The organism is Cohnella algarum, from assembly GCF_016937515.1.
GTDB lineage: Bacteria > Bacillota > Bacilli > Paenibacillales > Paenibacillaceae > Cohnella > Cohnella algarum.
Map to the genome: position 1 here is coordinate 2,637,076 of NZ_JAFHKM010000002.1, position 26,371 is coordinate 2,663,446.

Below are 26,371 nucleotides of genomic sequence, written 5' to 3' on the forward strand. Positions count from 1 at the left end.
ATACTCTCATAGACCACAGGGAGAGGAGATTTAGCATGGATGAGCAAGCAAGGCAGCAAGAAGCCAACTTCCGTTATGGCTTAATTGCATCACTGGTTAGCCGCAAATTGGATCCCGGAGAACAGATGGCGTTGATGCGCGAAATTGTAAGCCATGAGTATGAAACGTCGTCGGGACAGCGAAGGAGAATTAGTCTACGAACGCTTGAGCGATATTTAAAAGCGTATCGCGAAGGCGGATGGGAGGCGCTGTTGCCCTCCGTCCGAGCAGACAAACTCACGACCAGGGAAATCCCCGAGGATGTGCTTGCCAAAGCGATTGCCTTAAAGCAGGAGCAACCCGGCCGAAGCGTCAGGCAGATTATTGCGATTCTGGAACTGGCGGCATTCGTGGCCCCCGGCACCCTGAAAGAAAGCACGCTTAGCAAGCAGCTTCGCCGCCGCGGCGCCACGCGCAAAGCGTTACTGAATACGGGGTGGAGCCACTTTCGCCGGTTTGAAGCCACGCACCGAAATAGCATGTGGCAAGGCGATGTGCAGCATACCCTTTACCTTCCGCATCCGGACAAGCCCGGCAAGAAGGTCATGGCCTATCTGGTTATTTTCATTGACGATTACTCTCGCTTCGTTGTGCATGGCCAGTTCTATTTCGAGGAACGTGTGGCCCGGCTGGAGGATTGCCTGAAGAAGGCGATTTTAAAGAACGGAGTGCCGGAAATGATCTATGTCGATAACGGCGCCATCTATTCTTCACACCATTTTGAGCGGATTTGCGGGCGACTGGGGGCAGAGCTTAAGCATACTCGCCCCGGACGTCCTATGGGACGCGGGAAGCAAGAAAAGTTCTTCCGATTTGTCGACCAGAGCTTTGTGCCGGAGGCATACGACCTGATTGAACAAGGGAAGATCCAGACGCTTAACGATTTGAATCGATTCTTCTCGGCGTGGCTTGAGATTGCTTACCACCAGAAAGTCCACAACAGCTTTAAGCAGCGCCCAGTCGACCGATACCAAAAAGACGACCACCCGATTCGCATGTTGCCGCCGCATGAACTCATAGAAGTATTCTTGCTGGAGGAATCCCGCAAAGTGGACAAAACGGGATGCATCTCGCTGCTGGGCACGATATTCGAGGTCCAGACAGAGCTTGCCGGCTCGAAGATTCAGGTGCGATTCGATCCGCACGACCTGTCCGTCATCCAGGTGTGGAAGGACGGCCAGCGCTATGAAGACGCGAAGCCAATGAAGCTCCGCGATCCGAAAAACCGGCCGAAGCAGGATGAACCGAAGGCCGTCATGCAACCGCCGAAGACGGGCCTCAACTATGTGGAATTATTGGTGGAAGAACAGAAACGGCAGACCCGCGAAGCGCAAGGCGCTGCGCTTTCGCGAGCGATGAAAGAGGTGAATCGCTCATGATTCGTGGTTTCTTCGGGTGGGAGCGCGTTCCGTTCACCCGGGAGATTGAAACACGGCATCTGCACCGCTCCAAGCGATTCGAAGAATGTGTAGCACGGATGCAGTATATGGTGATGACTCGCTCGATTGGCTGCGTCACCGGTGAAATTGGCTGCGGCAAGTCGACAGCCGTTCGCTACTTGAAAGACCAACTGGATCCGAACAAGTACCGGTTTATCTATCTGTCGGATGCGAATCTGAAACCAAGGGACTTTTACCGTGAACTCCTCCACCACTTCGGCTTGCCGCCCAAGTTTCTGCGCAGCGAAGCCAAACGGCAATTCCAGCACCTCGTATGGGATTTGTACGAGAACCAGCAGAAGGTCGCCGTTATTGTCGTGGATGAAGCGCACCTGCTTTCAGGAGACATGCTGCAAGAAATACGCTTTTTGACGAATTTTCGTATGGACTCGATTTCGCCGCTTGCCCTGCTGCTCATTGGACAGCCGGAACTACAGGCCACGTTGCAACTGAGAATCTTCAAGCCGATTACACAGCGGATGAACGTGCGTTTTCATTTGGAAGGCTTGTCGCTCGAGGAGTGCCGCGATTACATCTCCCACCAATTGGAGGTTGCCGGAAGTACAGGGCCGGTGTTTACGACAGAAGCGATGGACGCCATATACGCGCATGCTCGGGGGATATGCCGAGAGATAAATAACGTCTGCACCGCTGCGCTTCTGGATGCAGTGCTGCGAAAAGACAAAATGATTGATACCGTCCATGTGACGAGGATCCTAGCTGAATTTAAGGAACAGTGAGGGATGACAAATATGAATGAGATACGATTTCATGGAGATACCGAGCGTTGGAACGTGTACGATGGAGAAGAGTTGCTTTGCTCGCTACGTTGTGGTGATGCCGTGATGATTCAAGTAGGAAAGCACTTCTTGCCATCCAACCTTGAGCTCGATACGGACTGGTACGTGAAGTTTGGAAATTCGAAGTTCTGGCTCCACCGACATGCCAAGTACCGCGTCCGACCGCTGTTCTAACTGCTCTTCGGAGCAGTTTTTTTACGCCGACAAACAAAGGCGAAATATAATTGTCTCCGAAACGGCGGTGAGGAAAGCAAAAAGCCACCGTCATTGGCGGTTCCGAATCTACCGTCAATTAAAGTGGCTGATGACAGCTAACTAAAGGGGGTGGGAGGGTTGAGTACATCACTATCCATTATCGGAGCCTGCATTTCGACTTTTGCCGCTATTAGCGGAATTTTTATTGGCTGGGCCGGGAGGTCTCGGGCACTTCGACAAGATACAGTCGCCGAAGCCAGCCAGGACGCCCTGCTCCGAGCCGACATGGAATACATCAAGCGAGGCGTGGACGACGTAAGATTGGAGCAGAGGGCGCAAGGGCAGCGGTTCGACGCGTTGGCGGAGCGGGTCACGAGGGTGGAGGAGTCGGCGAAGCAGGCGTTGCAACGGCTCGACAGATTGGACGGGCAAGGAGGTTGAGATAAATGGATTCGGGGGAATTGTTTACGTGGCAGGCTCTCTCCGCGATGGGGGGAGCTTCTTTGTTGACGTTTCTGATCGTACAATATACGAAAGAGCCGGTAAGCCGCTTGGTCAAATGGCTGCCGACGGATCTTTACGCGGTGGCGGTCGCTTTTCTCGTTCTGTTGATGGCGCAGCTTGCGGTCAGCAACGAATATGCGGATTGGCGCGTGTACGCTCTGGCGTTGGCCAATGGTTTTCTGGTGGCGGCCGCGGCGGGGCAAATGCAAAACAAGGCGCTGAATCCGCCGGGGGCAAGCAAACCGGGGGCCGGGGGAAACAAAGCGGACGAGGCTGCGAAAGAGAGCCAGGGCTTGTGAGGCTGATGGGAAAAGTGATGCATCGCCCAGCCCGTTTTTTTCTTCAATCTTGCCATTTCGCAACATACGCTTTAAAATAAAGTCAAGAAAAGAGACGGATGGCGGTCCGTCTCCCGCACAACGCTTGAATTGGGAAGGCCTCGAATTGTGAATATGAGCGAAAATAACCCGTCTCCCCAGGCGCCAACCTAAGGGCGGGTTATTTTCGTTGTTTGCATAGGCACCGACCTCCTTTCAGAGGCCAGCGTCTATCCCACCCAAGGCGGTTGTACATCTAAATTATACCAATTATTACCCCCCTCTACTAGGCGGGCTTTTTCTTTTTTTATGAAATGCCTATCGCTGTACTCTGCAAGCCATCCCTCTTCCCTCCCAAGAACGCCCGACTCATGACGATTGCCGTTCCGATCCAGACTCAAGCCGCATAAAATAGGGACAAACCCGATTTTGAGATGATTTCAGGACAGCCAAACAGCGCAAACAGTCAAAATAGAATTCCGTCCAAGCCCAAGCAAGACAAGACGATTTCTAATATAGAAAGGAGGCGCCACGATGGCCGACAACTCCACCCAACTGGCCTTTTTCGCGAAGGTGCTGCCCCAAGCCCAGGCGGATCAGCGGACGCACGGCGTACCGGCGTCGCTGAAGCTGGCGCAGGCGGCGCTGGAGTCGAACTGGGGCCGAAGCGGGTTGACGCAGAAGGCGAACAACCTGTTCGGCATCAAAGGCACCGGCCCGGCGGGCAGCGTGACGATGCCGACGCGGGAGGTCGTAAACGGGCAGACGGTGACGGTCGACGCGGCTTTCCGGGCGTATCACGACTGGAGCCAGTCGATCGCGGACCACAGCCTGCTGCTGACGAGGCCTCGCTACGCGAAGGTGTTGAACGCCGACGGCAAAACGGCCGCCAGGGCTGCGGCCGCCGCCGGATATGCGACGGATCCGAATTACGCCGACAAGCTGATCGCGATTATGGATGCCTACGACCTGTACCGATACGACGCCGTGCAAGAAGAGGAACCGTACCGGATGAGCGCGGAGGACGCGGAAGCGATCATCCGGTTTCTGTCGGCGGGCTGGTTCGCGGCCGTAACCGACGAGGACAGAAGCGAGTTCAACCGGCTGGCGAACGAGCTCCGGGCTTCTGCCGGCATTCCCCTGAGCGGCTAATAACTCGGGGAGGCGCCGACGGCAAGCAGCGATAGGGGAAAAAGCGATTGAAAAAGGGGCAAGCAAAAAAATGACAAAAGGAATCGACTGTGCGACGCCGATTACCGCCAGCGCAGCCAAGGCGCTGGCCGCTTCCGGCTACCGCTTCGCGGCGCGCTACCTCGTTCCGGCGCGCTACGCCTGGAAGCGGCTAACGCGCGCCGAAGCGGCGGCGATCGCGAGCGCCGGCCTGATGGTCGTGTCCGTTTACGAGACGACGGCCAATCGCCCGGCGGGCGGAGCAGCGAACGGTAGGGCCGACGGAGCGTCCGCCCGAGCCGAAGCGGAGCTGATCGGGCAGCCCGCGGGGAGCGCCATTTATTTCGCCGTCGATTACGACGCGCAGCCCGGCGACTACGACGCGATCGAAGCCTACTTGAAGGCGGCGGCCGCCCAACTGCCGAACTATACGGTCGGCGTGTACGGCTCCTACGCCGTCATCGAGGAAATGGCCAGGCGCGGCGCCTGCCGGCACTTCTGGCAAACCTACGCCTGGAGCCGCGGCAACAAAAGCGCCCGCGCAAACATTTACCAATACTCGAACGAAGTGAGACTGGCCGGCATGTCCGTCGATTTGAACGAATCGTACGGAGGCGAAGGCTGGTGGAATGCGAACGGAGAGACGCAAAACGATAACGAAGAGGGAGAGATCGCGATGAGCAAGGAAGATGCGGAAAAAATCATTCGTTTCCTTTCGGCGGCCTGGTTTGCGGCTCCGTCCGCGGCATCGAAAGCCGAGTTCAACCGGCTTGCCAACGAAGTGCGCAAGGCGGCCGGCCTCCCGGTCGAATCTTAAGCGGCATGCACGCTTCCGCCCAGGCCGGACATATACTGCAACAAGTAGAACGTCCGAGTGGACCTGGAAGGGAGCGTGCCGGCGCCATGCCGACGATTCCGAATTTCCCCGCCGATCTGCTGCGGGAGCATATGCATTGGCATCATCGGCATCATATCAGCGATCCGAACCGAATCCCGATCGGCTACGGCCGGGAGTTTCTGGAATTCCATCGCGACTTCATCGCGCGGGCGCTGGACTGGTATCGGCGCAGCGGCTACGATCCCCGGCTGGTCGAGCCCTGGACGAACGTGCCGGAGCCGATCCGCCAGTCGCGCTGCTACGATCAGGGGGCCGAGGCGCGCCTTGTTTTTCGCCCGGATACGTTCCGTTCGGCGGACGAATTCGGGCGTTTCCTGGAGTCGTCCGGCATACACGGCTGCATTCATCAGGAAGCCGCCAGGCTGTACGGCGAACCGGATCTTAACGATTTCGACGTCGCGCCCCGCAACACCGTGTTTTACAACATTCACGGCATGATCGACCGCTGGTACCGGAATTGGGAAGGGCAGGGCCAGTTTCGGCAAGGGGAAGGACATTGGTGCGGAAAATTTTGGGCCGACGAACGCGAAGTGCTGCATTACCGCGCGTCGGACGGCAGCTGGCGGCTGGGGCAGCCGGAGGCGCGGATCGGTTCCGGAACAGGCGCGCGCGAAAAAGGCGTTCTGCTCGACTGGGGAATCGTCGGCGACAGCCGCGGCTACGGCCCGATGGACGACGGCCGCCCCTTCCGCGTCTGGGACACGGACGGCGACGGCCGTCTGGAAGTGATCTTTTACGATGCGGCGGGCCGGACGTGGCGGGAAGGAAAACTGAAGGGCGGCAAGCTCGAATGGGAGCCGGTCGCCATCCGGCGAATCGGTCATGCCTCGCGGCCTTCGGAGCCCTCGCCGCCCTCGGAATTCTCGCGGCCCTCGGAACTGCCGCGGTCCGCAAACGCCAACTCGCGCAGAAAACGAAACACGCGGATGTAATAACCGCGGTCGCGGGGGACGAAGCTGTCGGCCGTCACCGTCGCGCTCGCCGGGCGCAAGGCGTCGCCTTCCTCGTCCGGTTCCGCGCCTTGCGCCCCAACGGCCCCGACTTCTCCCCGCATCAGCGCGATGAGAAGGTCCGCCTCCGCCTCGTACACCCCGGCTACTTCCTCGCGCTGGAGGCGGAAGCCGGCGGGCGGCACGTCCGCGACGCAGCCGAACACATGGCTGATTTCCCGGTCGACGACCGGCCGCCCCGCAACCTCGCCCTCGCTTTCTTCCTTCACGATGCCGAACGGGACAAGCTCCTCGAACGGCACCGACCAGCCAATCTCCTCTTCCATCTCCCGCGCCGCGTCCCGCACGCTTTCGCCGGCCGCCAAATGGCCGGCGACCGTAATGTCGAAGCAGCCGGGATTCGTATCCTTGTCCGCGCTGCGCCGCTGAAAGACCGCATAGGCTTTGCCGTCCTCGCCGCGGCGGACGAGCCAGCAATGAAACGTTTGATGCCACAACCCGCGGGCGTGAACCTCGCTTCGAAGCGCGGTGCCCGTCCGGTTGCCTTGCTCGTCATAAACGTCCAAATATTCCGGCGGCCGATTGTCCTTAAGCATGCTCCGCCCCGTGCGCGCCGGAAAGCTCGGACGTGCAATGTCCGCAGCGCGTCGCGGCGAGCGGGATGACGGACAGGCAGTACGGGCATTCCTTCGTGGTCGGTTCCGCCGGCTTTTCTTCCGTTTCTTTTTTGCGGTTTAACCGATTGATGGCCTTCACGAGCATAAACACGGCAAAAGCGACGATCAGAAAGTTGATGACGACGTTCACGAACTGGCCGTAGGCGATGACCGCCACCCCGGCGCCCTTGACGTCGGCGAGAATCTTCGGATCCCCCTCGAACCCTTCCGGCAGCGTCCCGATCCGCCAGAACAAATCCTTGAAGTCGACCCCGCCCAGCAAACGTCCGATCGGCGGCATCACGATATCGTTCACGAGCGACGTGACGATTTGGCCGAACGCGCCCCCGATGATGACGCCGACCGCAAGATCGATGACATTCCCGCGAACGGCAAACGTTTTGAATTCTTTCAGCATATTGCTAATCATCCGATTCTCCCCCAATAATGGAATGGACTTGGAAAGGAATTCGCAAAAAATCGTCGAATTGTTAAAAACAAGCACGAAAACATGGCAGATTGGCGAGGGAACGAGCATGCACAGTTACGGAGCCGACTGGCCCGTCCTTTTTTCGCTCCTGGCTTTGGCGATAAGTATACTCGCATCTTACACGATGTTTAACTTTCTTGGCAATCTGAAACGGACGAACAATACGTTTCGGCTTTTCTGGTTGGCAGGCGGCGCTTTCGTGTTCGGCGTGGGCATGTGGACGAAGCATTTCGTCACCATATTGGCGAGCGACGGCCCGCTTTTTTTTACGTGGAGCTTGCCGATATCGCTGTTTTTCAACATTTTTTTCGCCTTGATGGCGTTCGTCATGCTGACGCTTCAGGAAGCGATCCGGTTCCGGTCCTTTGCCGGGAGCGTCATTTTGGCTTTCGGGGTCGGATTTATGCATTTTTTCTCCCTGCTGGGCCAGCCGATCGACCGCATATCCGTCGACGGGGGGATGGTCGCGGTTTCGCTCGCGTTGCTGTTCGCCGGCACGTATGCGGCGGTCAAGCTGTCCGAAATGAACGGGGAGAACCGCAAATGGCTGGCCAGCGTGACGCTGGGCCTGTCGGTATACCTTGTCCAATGGGTCGGCAATCAGGGGCTCGATATCGAATATTCCGTCTACTACAACCTGGACAAGCTGATCGAGGACGTCCGCTTCCTGGTGCTTGCGCTGGGGATCGGCGCCTTGCTCATTCTGACCTCGACGTGGGTGACCTGGTACATCGACAAGCGCATGAACCAGATGGACGAGCGGTACCGCTTGCTGGTCGAAAATTCGATCGACACGATCGCGATTTTCAAGCAGGAAAAATGGGTGTTCGTCAACGCGGCCGGACTCCGCATGTTCGAGGCGGATCATCCGAACGAACTGCTCGACATGCCGATTTACGCGTTCCTTCATCCGAACGATTACGACGCCGTGCGGGAGAGGCTGCACAATCTCGTCATTACGGGCAGCAGCGGGCCGGTGGATCAGACGTGGCTGTCGCTGAAAGGCAACGTGCTGCACACGGAAGTGGTGGAGACGATGACGACGCTCCAAAACGAACCGGCGGTGCAGGTTATCATCCGCGACATTTCGGAACGGAAGAAAAACGAGGAGCTGCTGATCAACTCGGAAAAGCTGTACGTGGCCGGGCAGCTGGCCGCGGGCATCGCGCACGAAATCCGGAATCCGCTGACTTCGCTGAAAGGCTTTTTGCAATTGATCGCTTCCGGCCGCCGGGAAAACAGCTATTACGAAATTATGAATTCGGAACTGGACCGGATCGAAGGCATCGTCAGCGAGCTGCTGATGCTGGCCAAACCCCAGGTCTACGACTTTTCCTATTACGATGTGCGCAATATGATGCGGGATACGGTCACGCTGCTGGAGGCGCAGGCGATTCTGCACAACATCGCGATCGAATCGGATTTTTCCCGCGACGTTCTTTGGGTGTACGGGGTCGAAAATCAAATCAAGCAGGTGTTCATCAACGTCATCAAAAACGCGATCGAAGCGATGGTCGACGGAGGAACGATCCGCGTTGCGCTGTTCCGGGAAGACGATTCGGTTTATACCCGCATATCCGACGAAGGGCCGGGGATCGGCGAAGACCAGCTCGCGAAAATGGGCCAGCCCTTCTATACGACCAAAGAGAAAGGAACCGGTCTCGGGCTGATGGTCAGCTACAAAATCGTCGACAACCACGAGGGGCAAATTCGCGTCTACAGCCAGATCGGCCGGGGAACGACGTTCGAAATCCGGCTGCCGTTCCGTTATCCCGAAGCTTCGCCCGCGGCCCAAAGCGGTTGAAAGAGGGGCGGGCGGCTTGGCGGCGGACGTGTTATAATGAGGTTTATTTCCCTATGAATTTTGCTGCGGGCAGTAGGAGGATCCATCGTGGCCGAGCCATTCAAAGCGATGCACAACAAGACTTTTCCGGACGATTTCGCGGATCGGGCGCGGGGATGGCGGCCGTTGTCGGACCTGTCGGCAGGGCGCCGGAGGCCGGACAACTCTAAGCTTGCGCTGTTCGTGAACGAGCGGGAGCTTGCCTCCGACTGGGGAACGCTGCTCGGGAGGGAAGCGGAAGCATGACGATTGGCGCTCGCGTATTCAAAACGGGGCTGGCGGTCGCCGTCGCGCTTTGGCTCGGAACGCTGGCAGGGCTGGAATCTCCGGTCATCGCGGCGGTCGCGGCGATTTTTACCGTGCAGCCGTCCATTTACCGAAGCTGGATGCAAGTGCTGGACCAGCTCCAGAGCAACGTCTTGGGAGCCGGGATCGCGATTGCGGCTTATTGGCTTTTCGGGAGCGCCCCGTTATCGGTCGGACTTGTTTGCATTCTCGTGATTTTGCTGTGCATCAAGCTGAAAACCGAGGACACGATCGGGCTCACGCTCGTGACCGTCGTGATCATTATGGAAGCGCAGAACCAGGGCTGGCCGGCGGCGCTTGACCGGCTCGTGTCGCTGCTGCTCGGCATCGGCTGCGCCTTCGCCGTCAACGTTTCCGTCGCTCCGCCCAAGCACCACAGCCGCTTCGTCCGCCAGGTGCAGGAAGCGCAAAACCAGCTGTCCAGGCTGCTGCGCACGTCGGTGTCGAACGAGCTGAAGGAGAACGTGTTCCGCAAGGAGCAAGAGCAGCTTCATGAGCAGCTGCGCAAGCTGGACGACTTTTACCGGTTGTTCGCGGAGGAGCGGGTTTTGAAAAAGCGCTCGCGCCTCCGCAAAGCGCGGCTCCTCGTCATGTACAAGGAAATGATGATGACGCTGGAGCGGGGCTACGAGCTGATCGAGGCGGTGGAGGAGCAGTATTTTGCCGTTCCGAGCGATCCCGCATGGAATCGGATGGTGGACCAGCACATCGAAATGCTGTGCGGCTACCACGAACAGCTGCTCTGGAAATGGGACAAAAAGCTGAAGGCGGGCGCGGTCCCGGCGGCGCCTCCCCCGGAGTCGGGCGTCCGGCTGACGGAGATGATCGCGGCCGAAGGAGAATTCGACGACGCGCTGAAGGCGCGCATCGCCGCGCAGGGCGAGACCGAAGTGACGGTCCGCGCCCGGTTGCTCGTGGTGACGTCGGCGTTGTTCGCTTACGAGGATCGGCTGCACCGCCTGGACAAGCTGATGGACCACTGGTTCGAGCGCGGGCTCGACGGCGCGGAAGAATAAGGATGGCGGCAGTCGCAATGCGAAGCGGCTGCCGCCTGTTTCTTTGCGGTTTCCTTTTTTGAACGTTTACATCCTCCGCGAAAAAAGGTAAGATAAAAAACGTTTAGCCTGTATACAAGTACACAACGAGTGGGGGGATCGGATTGGCTTATCCCGCCGCCTGGCTGCGCGAGGCATCGCTCGGGGAAGCGATTACCTGCGAGCTCAGACTGAGCATCGTCACCGGCAAAATCCAGCCCGGCGAAACGCTGTCCGAAAATCGGATCGCCGCGGACTTCGGCACGAGCCGCTCTCCGGTTCGCGAAGCGCTGCGGACGCTGTCCGGGGAAGGCCTCATCCGGCTTGAACGAATGGGCGCCGTCGTCCTCGGCCTAAGCTCGAAGGAAGTCGAAGAGCTGTTCGACGTCCGGTATTTGATCGAAAGCTTCGTCCAGGAACGGCTGTCCCGAATCGACCGCGAACCCTTGATCGCCTCCCTTAGGCGCATTCTCGACAAGATGGAGCTGGCCTTGCGGCATCAAGACGCCGAAGAATTCGCTTACCAGGATTTCGCGTTTCACGAGACGATCATCGCCGAAGCCGGCCATTCGCGAATTTGGCAGCTCTGGCGGAGCATTCGCCAGCTCGTGCTCGCGGTGATGCTCGTCACGACTCGGGAAGTGTTCGCCGACGGCGAGGAACGGGTCCAAGCGGTGATCGAAAAGCACAGGTTTATTCTGGACGGCTTGCGCTCGGGGGACGCCGACGAGATTCAAAAGCGAGTGCGGAGCTATTTCAAGGATTCTTTCGTCACCTTGCATCATAGTTTGGGCAAGCCTTGAATCCTTTCGCCCGACAAGAACGACGAAGCGGCAGGGAAACCTCCCGCGCTTCTTGTTTTCAAAGTTGTCGACAAGTATACATGTTATTCCGTTCGCCAGTTCGTCAACACTACCTATAGGAGCGGCGAACGACTCCGACAGACATCGCAAGAGCATCCAACACCATCGGGAGGACGATATGAATACTCTTTTCGGCATGAGCCACGCGGCAACCTTGTTGATTTGGACTTTGCTTGCAATCGCTTTCCTTATCGTGATGATTTCCAAGTACAAATGGAATCCGTTCGTCACGCTGCTGATTTCCAGCTTGCTGCTCGGGCTGGTTGCCGGCATGGATCCCGCCGATGCGGTTGCTTCCCTGATCAAGGGGATGGGGGGCACGCTCGGAACGATCGCGATCGTCATCGGACTCGGCACCATGCTCGGGAAGATGATGGCCGAATCGGGAGGCGCGGAAAGGATCGCGACGACGCTGATCGACCGTTTCGGGGACAAAAGGGTGCATTGGGCGATGATGATCGTCGGCTTCCTCGTCGGCATTCCGGTCTTCTTCGAGGTCGGCGTCATCCTGTTGATCCCAATCGTGTTTATCGTCGCCCGCAAAACGAAAATGCCGCTGCTCCAGATCGGCATTCCCGTCCTGGCGGGCCTGTCCACCGTGCACGGGCTCGTTCCTCCGCACCCCGCGCCGATGATCGCCATCGATGCTTATGACGCGAACCTGGGCAAGACGATTCTCTATTCGATTCTGATTGGCCTGCCGGTCGCGATTTTGGCGGGGCCGGTGTTCGGGAAGTTTATCGGCAAGCGGATTCCGGTCGAACCCGACGAGAAGCTGGTCGAGCAGTTCGCGATGAAGGAAAACCGCAGCCTTCCCGGCTTCGGCATCACGCTGTTTACGATTTTGCTTCCGGTTATCCTGATGCTGATCGGATCGGTCGCCAGCATTGCCGATCCGCAAGCGACGAGCGGGTTTACCCGGTTTGCCGGATTTATCGGCCACGAGGTCGTCGCGCTGCTGATCTCCGTCGCGTTCTCGTTTTTCTCGCTCGGCTTCGCTCGCGGCTTCAGCAAGGAGGAAGTTTCGAAATTCGCGTCCGAAAGCTTGCCTCCGATCGCCGGCATCGTGCTGATCATCGGCGGCGGCGGCGCGTTCAAGCAGGTGCTGATCGACAGCGGCGTCGGGCAGGCGATCGCGGACATGGCGACGAACGCGAATATCAATGTCATTTTGTTCGCCTGGCTCGTCGCCGCGCTGATCCGCGTGGCGACCGGTTCGGCGACGGTCGCGATGACGACGTCCGCCGGCATCGTCGCGCCCGTCCTGGCAATGACGCCGGGAGCGAACGTGGAATTGGTCGTGCTCGCGACCGGCGCCGGCTCGCTCGTATTGTCCCACGTCAACGACGCGGGGTTCTGGATGGTCAAGGAATTTTTCAACATGAGCGTGCCGCAAACGCTGAAATCGTGGACGATGATGGAAACGATTCTGTCCGTGGCGGGGCTGATTCTGATTTTGATCGTAAGCGCGTTTGTTTGATCTCGAACGGGAGAGGAAGGGTGAAGGATGACCGAAAAGACGGAATATACGATCGGCATCGATATAGGTACGACGAGCACGAAGGCGGTTTTGTTCGACGCGGCCGGCAAGGTGGCGGCGACGGCGAACGAGGGCTATCCGCTCTATACGCCGACGCCGTCGGTCGCCGAGCAGGACCCCGAGGAAATTTTCGCCGCGGTCGTGAGCTCGGTCGGGCAGGCCGTCCGGAAGGCCGGCGTTCCGCCCGAGCGCATCCGGTTCGTGTCCTGCAGCTCCGCAATGCACAGCGTCATCCCGGTCGATGCGTCGGGCAAGCCCTTGATGCGCTGCATCACCTGGGCGGACAATCGCAGCGCGGCTTGGTCGCGGCGGCTGAGGGACGAAATGGGCGGCCTCGAATTGTACCTGAGAACGGGAACGCCGGTCCATCCGATGTCGCCGGTCGCGAAGCTGCTATGGCTGCGCCATGACAAGCCCGACATCTTCGAACGGGCGGCCAAATTCGTATCGGTCAAGGAATACGTGCTCGCCAGGCTGTTCGGCCGGTACGTCGTCGACTACTCGATCGCGTCGGCCACGGGCTTGTTCAATTTGTCCCGTTTGGACTGGGACGAGGAGGCGCTCTCGATCGCCGGCGTGACGCCGGACCGCCTGTCCGAGCTCGTGCCGACGACTTATACGCTACGCGGAATAAGGGATGCGAACTCGGCGGCGGAAATGGGACTTCTGCCGTCCACGCCGTTCGTCGTCGGAGCCAGCGACGGCGTGCTGTCCAATCTCGGCCTCGACGCGATCGATCCGGGCGTCGTCGCCGTCACGATCGGGACGAGCGGGGCGATCCGGACCGTCATCGACGAGCCCGCCACCGACCGGAAAGGGCGGTACTTTTGCTACGCCTTGACCGAAGACAAGTGGGTCGTCGGCGGGCCGGTGAATAATGGCGGCGTTATTTTTCGCTGGGTGCGGGACGAGTTCGCCGCCTCCGAAACGGAAACCGCGAAGCGGCTCGGCATCAGCCCGTACGACGTGCTGACCCGGATCGCGGAACGGGTGCGTCCGGGCGCGGACGGCTTGCTTTTCCACCCTTACCTGACGGGCGAGCGGGCTCCTCTGTGGAACCCCGACGCCAGGGGATCGTTTTTCGGGTTGACGCTGCATCACCAGAAGGAGCACATGATCCGGGCCGTGCTGGAAGGCGTCGTCTACAATCTGTATACGGTCATGCTGGCGATGCAGGAAACGACCGGCGTGCCGAAGCGGATCAAGGCGACGGGCGGTTTCGCCCGCTCGCCCCTGTGGCGCCAGATGATGGCCGACATCTTCAACCAGAGCGTGGTCGTGCCGGAAAGCTACGAAAGCTCGTGCCTCGGGGCCGTCGTGCTCGGCATGAAAGCGTTCGGCGAAGCGGACGCGTTCACCAGGGTCCGGGGAATGGTCGGCACGACGCACGAGCATTTCCCGAATCCGGAAGCGGCCGGGATATACCGGGAGCTGCTGCCGATTTTCGTTCGCGTCTCCCGCCAGCTGGAGGAGGAGTACGAAAGCATCGCCAAGTTCCAGCAGAAGCTGTTTTCAGCCGAAGCGTAATCGGGATGTTCAATAGCCGCTTCATGGGCCGTCTTGTCCGTTCCCGGGACGAGGCGGTCTTTTGTCTTGCAAATTGCCGTGCGAATCGTTCAAAAATCAGACAATCGGCCCCGCGATTCCGCCGCAGCCTCCCGCCGCTTGCTATACTGGTGAAAAAAGATGCTGGCGAAAAAAACGGAATGCGGACGAAGGGAGCGGGACGGTTGAGCAAGCAAACGGTGATTCGGAAGATGGCGAGAGGGCATCTGCGTGTAGGCGGAGAGGAATCCGCGCTGCGGCTGCTGCGCGAAGCGGCGGGCTACCGGTGGGAGGGCAGGCTGTTTCTGTACTATGAATGCATCGGCGAAGAGATCGAGGCCGACGGCTTGTTTCCGGAGTTGGCCGGTCTGCTTGCGCCGTGGCCGGGGGAAGAGCAAGCGAGAAACTGGGTGCCGATGGCCGACGTGTTTCATTTCAACGAGCCGGCTTCGCTTGACCATTGGCTTCGGCAGGCCCCGGTGGACAAGCGAGCCGGCCGGGTGGCGCGGCTGAAGCCGGAGATGGCGGCAAGCTACATCTACTACCATTACCAGCTTCAAGAAGAGCGGGCCTTTCCCGGCCCCAAGTTCGAAATCATAGGCTTGCACGAAAACGTTCTGTTCGGCTATCAGGAGTTTCCGGCCGTCGTCGAACGCCCGGAAGTGCCGGGAAGGCTGCGCACGAGCGGCACGCCGGTGCCGTGGACCGATTCGCGAATGGATTTGCATTTTCAGCCGTGGCCGGACGGGCATCTTTATTTTAAGCCTGCGGAGACGTTGTTTGCGGTCTATGGGGGCCCGGCGATCGATCGATGATCGCGCACACCGGCTAGAAGGCGCCTTGCCATGCCTTGGCTTGGGCACCCCGCCATAAGCCAAGCGCCCTCCCGGACGGGGGGCGCCTGAGCCGGAACGCTGCTGGATTCGGTCATGCCGGACGCGGTGCGGTTCTTCCCACTCGATTGCGTTATTCCCCGAACGGTCTGCTTTACTTTTTGCCCCGGTCCATCTGGCGGCGGGGGCTGTCGATTTTTCCCCGCTTGTCGGTATCGTTTTCTTTCGGAACGAGCCGGGGATCGGTCCGGCCTTCGTGGTGATTGTCGAAGCTTAATTCGGTCAGCTCCCACTCGGTCGATCCGAGCGTGACGTCGGCGGGAAATACTTGTCCCCGGCGCAATTCCACTTCGGCGCCCCATTCGTCGCGGTACACGCCGTCCGTCTCGACCGGTTCGCCCGACATCGGCGGCATTCTTTTGCTTTCGCTCATACCCTCAAGTCACCTCTTTAAGGAAAAATCCGATCTTCGCGAAACGATAAAAAAGCTCTGTGCGGCTCGCTTATTGTCCGTGCTTCGGCACGGCGGCGCGGTCCGCTTGCGACTGCATGCGGCTGGCGCGGGTTTTTCCGCCCTCGCCCCGGTCCGCGGCGGCTTGGGCGCGGCTGGCTTCCTCTTGAGCCTTGGACGGTCGTTCGCCCGACATTCGGCGTCCCTCCTTGGATTCGATTCAACGACTAGGTTGCCACTGCGGCGTTTGCGTTATGCTCCTCGCGAACGCCGCCGAAGTTCCCGCAAAAAAGAAAAATAACGGCCGCCCGCGGCCGTTATTTCGTCCCCACTCGCAATCCACGAAAATCACTCGTCTTCCAAAAGTTCCTGCCGGTAAAGGGCAAGCGCCGTCTGCATTTTGTCGACGTATGCGGCATCGCCGCTCGAGCACATGAACCGGACGCTGCCGGTCCCGCCCCCGCGCGGAATGCCGTAGCGGGTCAAAAGCGCGGCCAGCCGCCGAACGGTGCCCGCGTTGCCGTCGACGATCCGGATATGCGGCGGCAAAATGTCGCGCAAGATGCCTTTGTAAAAGGGGTAGTGCGTGCAGCCGAGCACGACGATTCCATACCGGTCCAGGTCGTAGGGGGCCAGCTTTTCCCGGAAATAGTCGCCCAGCACGCGCTTGTCGAATTGCAGCGCTTCGCAATAGCGGACAAGCTCGGGCAACGGCAGCGAATCGACGATTCCCCCTTCGTCCACGCGCGAGACGAGCGCGTAATATTTCGGCATCTGCAGCGTAAGCGGCGTGGCGAAGACGAGCACTCTTTTTCCCGTGGCCCGATTCATTTCGACCGCCGGCTTGACCGCCGGCTCCATGCCGACGATCGGAATCGAATACAGCTCCCGCAGCTCCGCGATCGCGATGCTCGTCGCCGTATTGCAGGCCACGACGAGCGCATCGAGCCCCTCGGCCATCATCGTTTCCACCACTTCGAGAATGTACGACCGAACCTCTTCCTTCGTTTTCGTGCCGTACGGGACGTGAAGCGTATCCGCCATATACAAGAAATCCTGATCGGGCAGCCGTTTGAGCGCTTCGGCCAAAACCGACAGCCCCCCGAGACCCGAATCCAAAAATCCGATTGTCATCGTATGATCGTATCCTATGCTTATGTAGTTGAAATAAATATAACTCTAGCATATAGCGATACGAGGCGTCTCGCAAGAAGCATTAGGTACCAGTCCCGCCTAATCTTCCGTATATCGGGATTCCAGCTTTTTTCCGACCATCCACAGCAGAAACAGCACGATTAACGCCGCCGCGATTCGCCACGGATGATCGACGAGCGCCTGCAGGTCATGACCGAGAAACGACAACGTGAAAATCATGACCGACTTGCCGAGCAATATCGCGGTAAGAAACGTGTGCAAGCCGATTTTGGACATGCCGGAAGCGATGTTGATCAGCGCCGAAGGCGAAAAAGGGAAGCAGCTCAGCACGAAGATCGGCGTAAAGCCTTTGTTCTCGATCCAGGAGAAGAAGCGCTCCATTTTCGGCGACCGCTTCCGTATGCGTTCCCCGAAACGGCCGGCAAAGCGGCGGGCGAGCAGAAACACGAGAAAAGAGCCGACGCTCACGCCGATCCAGGACAGCAAAAATCCGGCCCACATCCCGTAAGCGGTAGCGTTGGCGACGACGAACACGACAAGCGGCAAAAACGGCAAAAAGGCTTCCGCCAAAGGCAGCAAAATGCCCGGCAGCGGACCGAGAGCGGAATAACGCCTCAGCAGCTCGCGAATGTCGTCGAGACCGATATCCCGAATATAGGCAATCCCGTTTTGCCAATATTGATCGAACAGAAGCGGTTCCGCATGAAAAACCATAGGCGACCTCACAGGGTCCGTAATGCGGCTTCAGCCGCGAAACAGACGGATTGGAAATAATAAATAGACGATGCATATGACGATAAAAATAGCCCCGGCCGACCCGACGACGAACGGCTCCCCGAACGAAGCGGCCGCAAGTCCCCGAGCGAAGGCCCGATCATCCCGCCCAGGCCTTCCACCGTCGACAGCACGCCCCACCCGAGCCCGCGCTGGTCCTTCGGGACGTAAGCGGCGAGCAGCGCGTTCCATGCCGGCAGAATGGCCGAATACGCGATGCCCAGAACGGCGGCGAACGCAAACGAGAGCGCAAGCGGCGGTCCGAGCATCAAGGCGAAAAGGGCGATCCCGAACACGCAAAATCCGGCGATCAGAAACCACTGCTTCCCGAATCGATCCGCGAGCCGCCCCATCGGAATCAGGCCGACCGCCGTGAAGGCTCCTCCGGCGAACAGCAGGATCGAATAATGCGTCGGGCTCATGCCCAGGTGGTCTTCCGCGAAGCTTGGCAAAATCGGCACCAGCATCCCGGCGGCCAGCGTTTGCAGCACCATGCCGGGGATGAGCAGCTTCATTTCCCGCAGCCGGACGCCGAGCTGGGCGAGCTGCCGCGAGAAAGGCACGACGTTCAGCTCGGCGTGCGAAGAACCGGGAATGAGAAGCGACAGCAGGCAAGAGGCGAAGGCGACGCCGACCATCACCCAGAACGTCAGCGCGTATCCGATTTCCAGCAGCAGGTTCGATACGACGGGACCGGACCCGAGGCCGACGAGCCAAACCGTGTACAAAATGCCCATTTGCGTTCCCCGCCGATTTTCCCGCACATGCGTCAGACAAACGATCCAGATGGGGGAAATGCCGATGCCAAGCAGGCCGGAAGCCGCTATAAACAGCCAGGGCCATTCGGCGTAGCCGATAAGCAGCATGCCGGCCAGCGTCGCGATCACCCCTCCGCCGACGACCAGCTTGACGCTCCAGCGGTTGAGCAAATAGCCCATCGCCAGCTTGACGACGGTATCGGTCAGGTAATGGGCGGTAATGGCGATCCCGATGACGTCCAGGTTCAGGCCAAGCGAGTTTTTTCCGAAGATCGGCAGAAAGCTGATCAGCGCCGCTCCGCGAATGAACTCGGTAAGAAACAAGATGACGCCGTACAGCGACATTTCGGGACGAAACAACGATTTCGCCGCATATCCGGATGCAGCCATGCTCTCTCCTCCGTTCATTCGCCGCGTTCGGCAGAGTTTGCCGCTCCCGAAAGCGCAAGCTGCGGCTCGGCTTCGCGCAAGGCCGCCCGGTTCGCGGCTTCCCCGCCGGCGGAGCCGGGCGTCGCGGCCGCGGCTGCGGCCGCGGTTTGCGACCGTGCCGGCCAGCCTTCCCCGATTCTCCGGTACGACGGTTTTCGGTTTGCCGCGAAACGGTTTCCGTTACTTTTGATTATAGGTAAATTCGCAAGAATATCCAATGCGATCCGATCGGCCGCATTTCGCTTGCGCAGGGAGGCGACGGCGGCCTTCATTTCCTCCCGCCGTTTTCCGTCCGTCAAAAAAACGGATACGGAGCGCGCCAGCTCGTCGCTCGAGCCGCAGACAACGGCCGCTCCCTTTGCCTGAAGATATTGCGCGTTGCTCCATTCCTGTCCCGGCATCGGACGAAGCAGGAACATCGGCAGTCCGGCCTCGATCGCCTCGGAAAGCGTCAATCCGCCGGGCTTCGTGACGATGCAGTCGGACAAGCCCATCAATTCATCCATCCGCTCTACGTACCCGAACACGAACACGTTATCTCTTCCGGAGGCGAACGACCTTCTCATCGCCGTCTCCAGGGCGGAATCGCGTCCGCAGACGAGCGCGATTTGCGCCCCGGTTTCCGCCGCCAGGCGGCGGCACCGGCGGGAGACGTCCGTTCGCCCGGCGTCCGCTCCCGCCATGTAGAGCACGACGCGCCTGGCCGGATCGAGGCCGTAGCGGAGAACGTCCGCGCGGAGGTCGCCTGCCGGGCCGAAAGGCCGCCGCAGCGGGATGCCGGTCACGGCGATGCGGGAGCGCGGGATGCCGATCGAAGCGAGCTGATGGCCCAGCTCCTCCGTCGCGATATAGTATTTGCGGATTCGGGGGTGCACCCAGCGCATATGAAGATCAAAGTCCGTGATCACGTTGAACATGGGAATATTCAGTCGGTTGCGCTTGTCGGCAAAAGGAAGGGCGAGATTCGGAAACGTATGGATGACGGCATCCGGGAGTTCGGCTTTGAGCATTTTGCGCAGCTTGGGGACGCCGAACGAGTGAAGCAAATAGGCGAAAGCGGAATGGGGCCTCATGTCCTTGGTGGCGTTGTACACGAAGCCGTAAGCTTTCGGCCAGAGGGTGTAGCTTTTCTTGTAGACGAAGCGGCTGAGGCCGTTCAGCCGGGGATGGGCTTCCGCCAGCAGGTCCACCAGCTTGACGTTGTCGACGCCGGCCCGCTCGAAGCCCGATTTTAACGCTTGCGCGGCTTGCAGGTGCCCTTCGCCGAAGCGGGCGTAGAGCACCCAGATTTTCGGCTGCGCGGCCGAGGTTTCGTTGTTCTTCCCCGCCATCTTAAATCCGCCCTTTCGCAATGAAAGTCATCATAGCTGAATGGTGCCCCATACGTCATGGGGGGATGCAGTTTAAGATCAGCATAACGGGAAAGTATTAATTCGCTGTCAACCGGGTGTCAAATCCGCGATCAAACCCGCATCAAATCAGAAGGTTGAACAGCAGCGGGTCCTTATTCAGTTCCATAAATTGAAATCCTTTGCGTTTCATCCGCTCGACGAGAGGCTCGTAATCGGAACGGTTTTTGAGCTCGATGCCGACAAGGGCGGGACCGTTTTCCTTGTTGTGCTTCTTGGTGTATTCGAACTGGACGATATCGTCGTCGGGTCCCAGCACGTCGTCCAGAAATTCGCGTAGAGCCCCGGCCCGCTGCGGAAAATTAACCATGAAATAATGCTTCAGGCCTTCGAAAATAAGCGAGCGATCCTTGATTTCCTGCATGCGGTCGACGTCGTTGTTGCCGCCGCTGACGATGCAGACGACGTTCTTTCCGGCCAGGCGCTCGCCCATTCCCGCGAGGGCGGCTACCGTCAGCGCCCCAGCCGGCTCGGCGACGATCGCGTGCTCGTTGTAAAGCTCCAGGATCGTCGTGCACACGCGGCCTTCGTTCACGACGACGATCTCGTCGAGCAGGTCGTCGCACATGGCGAACGTCAGATCGCCGACCCGCTTGACCGCCGCTCCGTCCACGAATTTGTCGATCTCTTCGAGAGCGACGACCTTCCGCTCCTCCTTGGAGCGCCGCATCGAGGCGGCTCCTTCCGGCTCGACGCCGATCACGACCGTGGAGGGGCTGATCGTCTTGACGTAGGCGGCGACGCCCGCGGCAAGGCCTCCGCCGCCGACCGTCACGAGCACGACGTCGATCGGCTGGCCGCTGGCCTCGACGATTTCTTTGCCGACGGTCGCGTTGCCCGCCACGATGCGGGGATCGTCGAACGGATGGACGAACGGCAGCCCGTCCGCCGTGCTGAAGCGAATCGCTTCGGCATAGGCGTCGTCGAACGTGTCGCCGGAGAGGCGAACTTCGACGCTGTCGCCGCCGAACATTTTCACCTGGTTGATCTTTTGCCGCGGCGTCGTCGTCGGCATGTAGATCACGCCGCGAATGCCGAGCGCGTTGCAGGAATAGGCGACCCCCTGCGCGTGATTGCCGGCGCTCGCGCAGACGACGCCCTTCCGGCGATCTTCCTCGGACAGGGAAGAAATCAAATTATAGGCTCCGCGGATTTTGAACGAGCGGACCACCTGCTGATCTTCGCGTTTCAAATATACGTTGCAGCCGTATTTGGCGGATAGCCCCCGATTGTGCTGAAGCGGCGTCGGCACGACGACATCTTGCAACACCCGGTGCGCGTGAAGGATGTCTTCGAGGCGAACCGGCAGATCGGAGGAAAAGGGCGAGTCGTTCATCGTGCAATCATCCTTTCGGTTTTTAATGTTATACTCTTATGAAAGGCGGAAGTCAATCGTTTATTTTCGCTTGTCCGGAATAAGGAAGAAGGGTGGGAGACGAACGGTGAAAAAGCTGCTCATAGCCCTGATCGTTTTGATTTTGCTCGCCGCGGGTGCGGGAATCGGCGCTTACGTTTACGTTTCTCCCGAAGAAGAGTTGGATTTGGCGTTTTCCGAGGTGCCCTTGCGCAATCGCGCGATCGATATGGTCAAACGCTTGTCGACCGATTTGATTATGTCCGAACAGGATGTCAATGACTTGGCGAAAGCGGAGCTTGCGGGCAACCCGCGTTTGTCGCGGGACCTCGAGATTACGGGAATAAGGCTTGAATTGAAGGACGGCTTTGTCGAGGCTCATGCCAACGTCATTTGGAAAAGCCGGATACCGGTCGGCCTCGTCGTTCAATACCGGTTGTCATGGCAATCCCCTATGCTGGTTCTCGTCCCGACGGAAGCGAAAGCAAAGGATATTTCTTTGCCGTTGGAATGGCTGGAGGCCATCGACATCCCGCTTGGCGACCGCTTGCCGGAGGCTCTCCGAATCGAAAGCGTCGAGGCGGGCGAAGGGAAGCTGACCGTTTCGTTTCGGCGGCCGAACGCGAGGGAATTGCAGGAAATGCTGGGATTCTGAAAGAACATTAAAGAACGGTCCGGGAAGATATGAAATTGATTCGAAATACCCTCGGGGGGTATACTATAGAAGTGCAAAACACGATATCCCGGGAGGTATAAAAAATGGTAAAGCGAATCCTTTTGGTCGGAGCCGCGGCAATCGCGCTAAGCGGGTGCGGTGCGGGCGAAAATAACGGAACAACGGCGCCGGTCGGCTCGAATAGCGGGAACCATGCCGGACACTCGGACATGAACCATTCCGTTTCGGGAGAGCTTCCCCCGTCCTTGAAGGAAGCCGCGAACCCGAAATTCGAGGTCGGGAGCCAGGCTTTGTTGATCGCGGATCATATGGAAGGGATGGAAGCCGCCGAGGCGACGATCGCGGGCGCTTACGATACGATTGTGTATGCGGTATCCTATACCCCGACGACGGGCGGGAAGCCGGTCGAAAATCATAAATGGGTCATTCAGGAGGAAATTCAAGATGCCGCCGACCGCCCCTATGAACCGGGAGAAAAAGTCGTACTGAAAGCGGACCATATGAAAGGCATGAAGGGGCCGTCGCCACGATCGATTCGGCCGAAGCCGGAACCGTCTACGTGGTCGATTACACGCCCGCTGCGGGAGGAGAGCCGGTAAAAAACCATAAATGGGTAACCGAGAGCGAGCTTTCGCCAATGCCATAGATAATCCAATTTATTTATAAATGAACCAAAAAAAGGAATCCACTCGTTGTGCGAATGCGGTTCTTTCAAGTATACTGGAAGCGTACCCTATTCATAAAAGGGGCGTTTCTTTTTATTGGCGTAAGCGTTTTCAAAAAGTCGATGAATCGTATCCGATAAGGAGGTGAAACCTTTGCGGCGCGTATCCGATATATATAGAGAGAGGGGGACGAAGGTAATGAATGCGGTCGTGGGCCGGAAAGCAAGATTCGGTCGACGGGCGTGGTTAACGGCAGTCGGGGCCGTCATGCTCTGGGGATCCGATGCGATCCCGGCGGCGGCCGCGGATTCGTTCGAGGCTTTTAACGCGGAGGCCGGCATGTCGACGCTTCCGCTATTGGCGGCGATGGCCCTCGGAATCGGGGTGGCTGTCGCGGCGGTTATCGCCTTTTTGCAGATGACGACGAAGTCGCGCGGCAAAACGGACGAACATGCGGATATTGCGGAGTACGGCCTGGAGGAAGCGATTTTCGATCCGCACGAAAAGGAACGGATTGCGGAGCCGAACGACAATGAGGACGACCGGCTGTTTCATACGATAGACGTCGAGCTTCCCGACGAGACGAAGCGGCTTGCTCCGGTCCCGCAGGCGGAAAGGGCCGAAGAAGGGGAGCCGAGGCTGTGCGGCTTGGAAGGAGAATTTGCCGGAAGCGCCTATCGGATCACGGATCGGGTATTGTCCATCGGCCGCGACGCCGTTCAATGCGGGCTCGTGTTTCCGAACGATGCGGGCGACGTCAGCCGCAAGCATTGTTCGCTCCGTTACGATTCCGAGCGCAGGATGTTTTTGCTGGAAGACCACGGATCGTCGAACGGAACTTTTTTATCCGACGGCAGAAGGCTCGTTCCGGGACAAAAGTACGAATTGCTTTCCGGAGACGAGTTCACGCTGTCCGGACACAAGCACCGGTTCGAGGTCAGGGACTAGGCGGGGCGCGGGGCCTTGATCGCCGGACGCTGCTCCGCTGGTCCCAATGTTGAGGTTTTGCTTTTAACGGGCCCCGAAAACTGATATAATCAAAAAGAGCAAACTTTTCGAAAATTCTAGACAGACGAAGGACGGATAAGAAAGACCATACTTGCGGGATTCGTTTCCGCCGGGAGGGATTGTCTTGGCCAAGCGCAGCCACAACGAAGTCCAAGAAAGTTTGATGGAATTGACGAGAATTTTCCGACCGAAGGACCCGCGCAAGTTTGTGAAGGACTATATCCGCAAATACCGGGTAACGGGCGGCTACGAAGACGAATTGACCGTTCTCGTGGAACGCGAGATGGACAAATTGAATTCATCCGCCTCCTGACCGAAATGACGGATGCCAATCCGGAAGCGGGCGTCTGCCGGAGATGCCCTATCCGGTTTTTTTTGCATATTCGGACTGTTTTTGTTCTTCGCCTCGCTAAAGAGCGTATGCTAAAGTTAGGCTGCTGCGGGGGAGGGGGAGGACCGCCTATGCGAAGCGAGATTGAAGCGAGGTCTATGTTGGATTTTGTCCAATCAAGGGAGTGTAAAACGGGGAAATCGTGACCTAGAGTGGATTTTATCCAACGAAGAACTTGAAATCGGGGTGAAAACGCCGAAAAGACCTCGCCTGATTGGCCAAAATCCAACGAAGCTGAGAAGTTCCGTGAAAAGAGGGATCCTGGTTGGATGGAATCCAACCAAGCTTCTCCGAACTCAGTCTCAGTGCATTCTGCTAATCCTTTGCCATCCTACCCGTCCCCAGCCCTTCGCAGTATTCCGCGATTCATGGAGTTGCCGCACTCATCCGAACCGGTTAGACGCACGCGGCCGGAGTCAGTTGGGTAAATATGACTCAACTGAACCGGTTAGACGCACGCGGCCGGAGCCAGTTGGGTAAATATGACTCAACTGAACCGGTTAGACGCACGCGGCCGGAGCCAGTTGGGTAAATATGACTCAACTGAATCGGTTAGACGCACGCGGCCGGAGTCAGTTGGGTAAATATGACTCAACTGAACCGGTTAGACGCACGCGGCCGGATTCAGTTGGGTAAATATGACTCATCTGAATCGGTTAGACGCACGCGGCCGGAGCCAGTTGGGTAAATATGACTCATCTGAATCGGTTAGACGCACGCGGCCGGAGTCAGTTGGGTAAATATGACTCATCTGAATCGTGTTAGACGCACGCGGCCGAAGTCCTCGCGTATCCTCGCGATCCCATAAATAAAGGGTCGATCCGCCGAGCTTGTTAACCATCGCTCCGGGTCGACCCTTCGTTATGTTCACGTTCCTTCGGCTCCGAGCTCGTACAGCGGGACCGGCACCTCGTTTCCCCCGGCGAAGATGTACTTCACCAGCTTGTTAAACTCGGGAAGCAGCGGTTCCAGCGGCCGATGTCCCCAATCGGCTTTGGCGAATTCGAGCAGCTGGTTGACGAATTCCTGATTGGCCGAAATGTGGACTTCCGCATATTTTTGCCCGCTGGTTCTCCGGATCGTCTCCCCGATAACCTGTTTCAGTTCCGAAGAGATGTCCGAAGGATCCTTGTGCGAGAAATAAGAGTTATAAGGAGTGGCCGCCTTTCGGTAGCTCCATCTCGGGCTTCCCGTATCGTTGTTGTACACCCCGTCCGTCGTCCCCGTATTGTCCTGTTCCTTCGTTCTCGGGCCCCCTCGCGCTTTGGTTCCGGTTGCGGACCAGTCGGTTAAGATGGCCGCGTACGCGTTTTTGTCCGTCACCATGACGATGGCGGAGCTGACCCCGGGAATCGTACTCACTTTATAGGAGAGCTTCGAATCGTAATCGAAATACCGGTTGTCGTGCTGTTTCGGATTTCGGGTCGTCGAGCCGTAGGAACGAACGCTCCGCATTTTCGGATCGTGATGAGTCCGGCTGGAGTAATCTTGAGCGCTGCGTTGAAAATGCGCTTTGTAGTTGCAGGCGGACGCGCTCCATATGAGCAAGAGCGCCAAGCCGCCCGTCAACCAGCGGCGACTGTTCATGGTTCCATCCCCTTCGCGAAAGCATTATGCATATTGTTCGCTTCGAAAGTTCAAAGTATGTACATCGCCACGGGTACATAAAACACGGCACAAATGGCAAATGCTTGAGGGAAGGAGACTGAAGCGGCAAGCCGGACGGAATCAAGCAAGCCGCCGCTTCGGCAGTGCCGCGGACTTCCGGATTTACGCCCGAAACCCCTTGAGCCACAACGTTTTTGACAGTTTTGAGAACAATTTGTGAACTGTTCTGTGAACGTTGACAAAATGATACACGAATCCTTATAGTTATTAG

Annotated in this window: 28 protein-coding genes and 1 pseudogene; 19 read left to right on the forward strand and 10 right to left on the reverse strand. The window is 58.4% G+C overall.

All coding sequences use genetic code 11. The features are described from left to right. The first annotated feature begins 35 nt into the window (after positions 1-35). The 8 genes from JW799_RS12050 (at position 36) to JW799_RS12085 (ending at position 6,294) form a co-directional block, all read left to right on the forward strand. Positions 36-1,418, forward strand: coding sequence for a DDE-type integrase/transposase/recombinase (locus tag JW799_RS12050; RefSeq protein ID WP_205429525.1), 1,383 nt, complete (start codon positions 36-38; stop codon positions 1,416-1,418). Beyond that, positions 1,415-2,218, forward strand: a complete 804-nt coding sequence (locus JW799_RS12055) for an ExeA family protein (RefSeq protein ID WP_080832318.1) — start codon at positions 1,415-1,417, stop codon at positions 2,216-2,218. The genes JW799_RS12050 and JW799_RS12055 overlap by 4 nt, the downstream gene beginning before the upstream one ends. Before the next feature lie 12 nt (positions 2,219-2,230). Next, positions 2,231-2,452 carry a DUF5348 domain-containing protein gene (locus JW799_RS30095; protein ID WP_176220599.1) on the forward strand — a complete coding sequence of 74 codons (222 nt, stop codon included), beginning with the start codon at positions 2,231-2,233 and terminating at the stop codon, positions 2,450-2,452. Between the two features lie 306 nt (positions 2,453-2,758). After that, positions 2,759-2,914 carry a hypothetical protein gene (locus JW799_RS28600; RefSeq protein WP_240353246.1) on the forward strand — a complete coding sequence of 52 codons (156 nt, stop codon included), beginning with the start codon at positions 2,759-2,761 and terminating at the stop codon, positions 2,912-2,914. A 5-nt stretch (positions 2,915-2,919) separates the two neighbouring features. After that, on the forward strand, positions 2,920-3,276 hold the full coding sequence (locus JW799_RS12070; RefSeq protein WP_205429984.1) for a hypothetical protein: 357 nt from the start codon (positions 2,920-2,922) through the stop codon (positions 3,274-3,276). Positions 3,277-3,828: 552 nt separating this feature from the next. After that, complete coding sequence (locus tag JW799_RS12075) at positions 3,829-4,446, forward strand: glycoside hydrolase family 73 protein (RefSeq protein WP_205429985.1); 618 nt, start codon at positions 3,829-3,831, stop codon at positions 4,444-4,446. A gap of 70 nt (positions 4,447-4,516) precedes the next feature. After that, positions 4,517-5,281, forward strand: coding sequence for a DUF1906 domain-containing protein (locus JW799_RS12080; protein ID WP_080833084.1), 765 nt, complete (start codon positions 4,517-4,519; stop codon positions 5,279-5,281). Positions 5,282-5,367: 86 nt separating this feature from the next. Beyond that, positions 5,368-6,294: a hypothetical protein gene (locus JW799_RS12085; RefSeq protein WP_205429988.1), complete on the forward strand. Its 927-nt coding sequence runs from the start codon at positions 5,368-5,370 to the stop codon at positions 6,292-6,294. Here the strand turns inward: JW799_RS12085 and JW799_RS12090 are convergent. Continuing rightward, positions 6,183-6,908 (reverse strand): NUDIX hydrolase, encoded by a 726-nt coding sequence (locus tag JW799_RS12090; protein ID WP_205429990.1) that lies wholly within the window; start codon positions 6,906-6,908, stop codon positions 6,183-6,185. The two genes, JW799_RS12085 and JW799_RS12090, sit on opposite strands and share 112 nt — an antisense overlap. After that, positions 6,901-7,398, reverse strand: coding sequence for a large conductance mechanosensitive channel protein MscL (gene mscL / locus JW799_RS12095; RefSeq protein ID WP_176220642.1), 498 nt, complete (start codon positions 7,396-7,398; stop codon positions 6,901-6,903). Before mscL ends, JW799_RS12090 begins: the two co-directional genes overlap by 8 nt. A gap of 184 nt (positions 7,399-7,582) precedes the next feature. Between mscL and JW799_RS12100 the strand changes: the two genes are divergently transcribed. The 7 genes from JW799_RS12100 to JW799_RS12130 all read left to right on the forward strand — a co-directional run bounded on the left by JW799_RS12100 (position 7,583) and on the right by JW799_RS12130 (position 15,404). Next, positions 7,583-9,262 carry an ATP-binding protein gene (locus JW799_RS12100; protein WP_205429992.1) on the forward strand — a complete coding sequence of 560 codons (1,680 nt, stop codon included), beginning with the start codon at positions 7,583-7,585 and terminating at the stop codon, positions 9,260-9,262. A gap of 87 nt (positions 9,263-9,349) precedes the next feature. Further along, entirely contained in the window at positions 9,350-9,547 is a 198-nt protein-coding gene (locus JW799_RS12105) for a hypothetical protein (RefSeq protein WP_205429994.1), read from the forward strand. Then, positions 9,544-10,623, forward strand: coding sequence for an FUSC family protein (locus JW799_RS12110; protein WP_205429996.1), 1,080 nt, complete (start codon positions 9,544-9,546; stop codon positions 10,621-10,623). Before JW799_RS12105 ends, JW799_RS12110 begins: the two co-directional genes overlap by 4 nt. Positions 10,624-10,766: 143 nt before the next feature. After that, complete coding sequence (locus JW799_RS12115) at positions 10,767-11,444, forward strand: GntR family transcriptional regulator (RefSeq protein ID WP_205429998.1); 678 nt, start codon at positions 10,767-10,769, stop codon at positions 11,442-11,444. 178 nt (positions 11,445-11,622) lie between these two features. Then, positions 11,623-12,984: a GntP family permease gene (locus tag JW799_RS12120; protein ID WP_205430000.1), complete on the forward strand. Its 1,362-nt coding sequence runs from the start codon at positions 11,623-11,625 to the stop codon at positions 12,982-12,984. A gap of 27 nt (positions 12,985-13,011) precedes the next feature. Further along, positions 13,012-14,571, forward strand: a complete 1,560-nt coding sequence (gntK, locus tag JW799_RS12125; RefSeq protein ID WP_205430002.1) for a gluconokinase — start codon at positions 13,012-13,014, stop codon at positions 14,569-14,571. Between the two features lie 203 nt (positions 14,572-14,774). Further along, on the forward strand, positions 14,775-15,404 hold the full coding sequence (locus JW799_RS12130; protein WP_205430004.1) for a hypothetical protein: 630 nt from the start codon (positions 14,775-14,777) through the stop codon (positions 15,402-15,404). A 172-nt stretch (positions 15,405-15,576) separates the two neighbouring features. Here the strand turns inward: JW799_RS12130 and JW799_RS12135 are convergent, their stop codons facing one another. The 7 genes from JW799_RS12135 to ilvA form a co-directional block, all read right to left on the reverse strand. Then, positions 15,577-15,855, reverse strand: a complete 279-nt coding sequence (locus JW799_RS12135) for a transposase (RefSeq protein ID WP_080833055.1) — start codon at positions 15,853-15,855, stop codon at positions 15,577-15,579. 70 nt (positions 15,856-15,925) lie between these two features. Further along, positions 15,926-16,069 (reverse strand): hypothetical protein, encoded by a 144-nt coding sequence (locus tag JW799_RS12140; protein WP_176220641.1) that lies wholly within the window; start codon positions 16,067-16,069, stop codon positions 15,926-15,928. Positions 16,070-16,221: 152 nt separating this feature from the next. Further along, positions 16,222-17,007, reverse strand: a complete 786-nt coding sequence (murI, locus tag JW799_RS12145; RefSeq protein WP_205430006.1) for a glutamate racemase — start codon at positions 17,005-17,007, stop codon at positions 16,222-16,224. 99 nt (positions 17,008-17,106) lie between these two features. Next, positions 17,107-17,742, reverse strand: a complete 636-nt coding sequence (locus JW799_RS12150; protein WP_080833051.1) for a TVP38/TMEM64 family protein — start codon at positions 17,740-17,742, stop codon at positions 17,107-17,109. A gap of 8 nt (positions 17,743-17,750) precedes the next feature. Further along, the gene (locus tag JW799_RS12155) at positions 17,751-18,950 is read right to left on the reverse strand and encodes an MFS transporter (protein ID WP_338026260.1); all 1,200 of its coding nucleotides are present in this window, start codon (positions 18,948-18,950) and stop codon (positions 17,751-17,753) included. Between the two features lie 14 nt (positions 18,951-18,964). Beyond that, positions 18,965-20,320 (reverse strand): MGDG synthase family glycosyltransferase, encoded by a 1,356-nt coding sequence (locus JW799_RS12160; protein WP_205430008.1) that lies wholly within the window; start codon positions 20,318-20,320, stop codon positions 18,965-18,967. Positions 20,321-20,462: 142 nt separating this feature from the next. Then, entirely contained in the window at positions 20,463-21,734 is a 1,272-nt protein-coding gene (gene ilvA, locus JW799_RS12165) for a threonine ammonia-lyase IlvA (RefSeq protein WP_080833045.1), read from the reverse strand. 106 nt (positions 21,735-21,840) lie between these two features. On the opposite strand from ilvA, the gene JW799_RS12170 reads away from it, so the two are divergent. The 4 genes and pseudogenes from JW799_RS12170 (at position 21,841) to JW799_RS12185 (ending at position 24,414) form a co-directional block, all read left to right on the forward strand. Beyond that, on the forward strand, positions 21,841-22,407 hold the full coding sequence (locus JW799_RS12170) for a hypothetical protein (protein WP_080833043.1): 567 nt from the start codon (positions 21,841-21,843) through the stop codon (positions 22,405-22,407). 104 nt (positions 22,408-22,511) lie between these two features. Then, positions 22,512-23,074: pseudogene (locus JW799_RS12175) on the forward strand (YdhK family protein). A gap of 217 nt (positions 23,075-23,291) precedes the next feature. After that, the gene (locus JW799_RS12180) at positions 23,292-24,041 is read left to right on the forward strand and encodes an FHA domain-containing protein (RefSeq protein ID WP_080833041.1); all 750 of its coding nucleotides are present in this window, start codon (positions 23,292-23,294) and stop codon (positions 24,039-24,041) included. A gap of 184 nt (positions 24,042-24,225) precedes the next feature. Next, a complete protein-coding gene (locus JW799_RS12185) occupies positions 24,226-24,414 on the forward strand; it encodes a hypothetical protein (protein WP_080833039.1) in 189 nt (62 codons plus the stop codon). Positions 24,415-25,359: 945 nt separating this feature from the next. Here the strand turns inward: JW799_RS12185 and JW799_RS12190 are convergent. Beyond that, complete coding sequence (locus tag JW799_RS12190; protein WP_205430010.1) at positions 25,360-26,079, reverse strand: hypothetical protein; 720 nt, start codon at positions 26,077-26,079, stop codon at positions 25,360-25,362. Positions 26,080-26,371 lie beyond the last annotated feature (292 nt).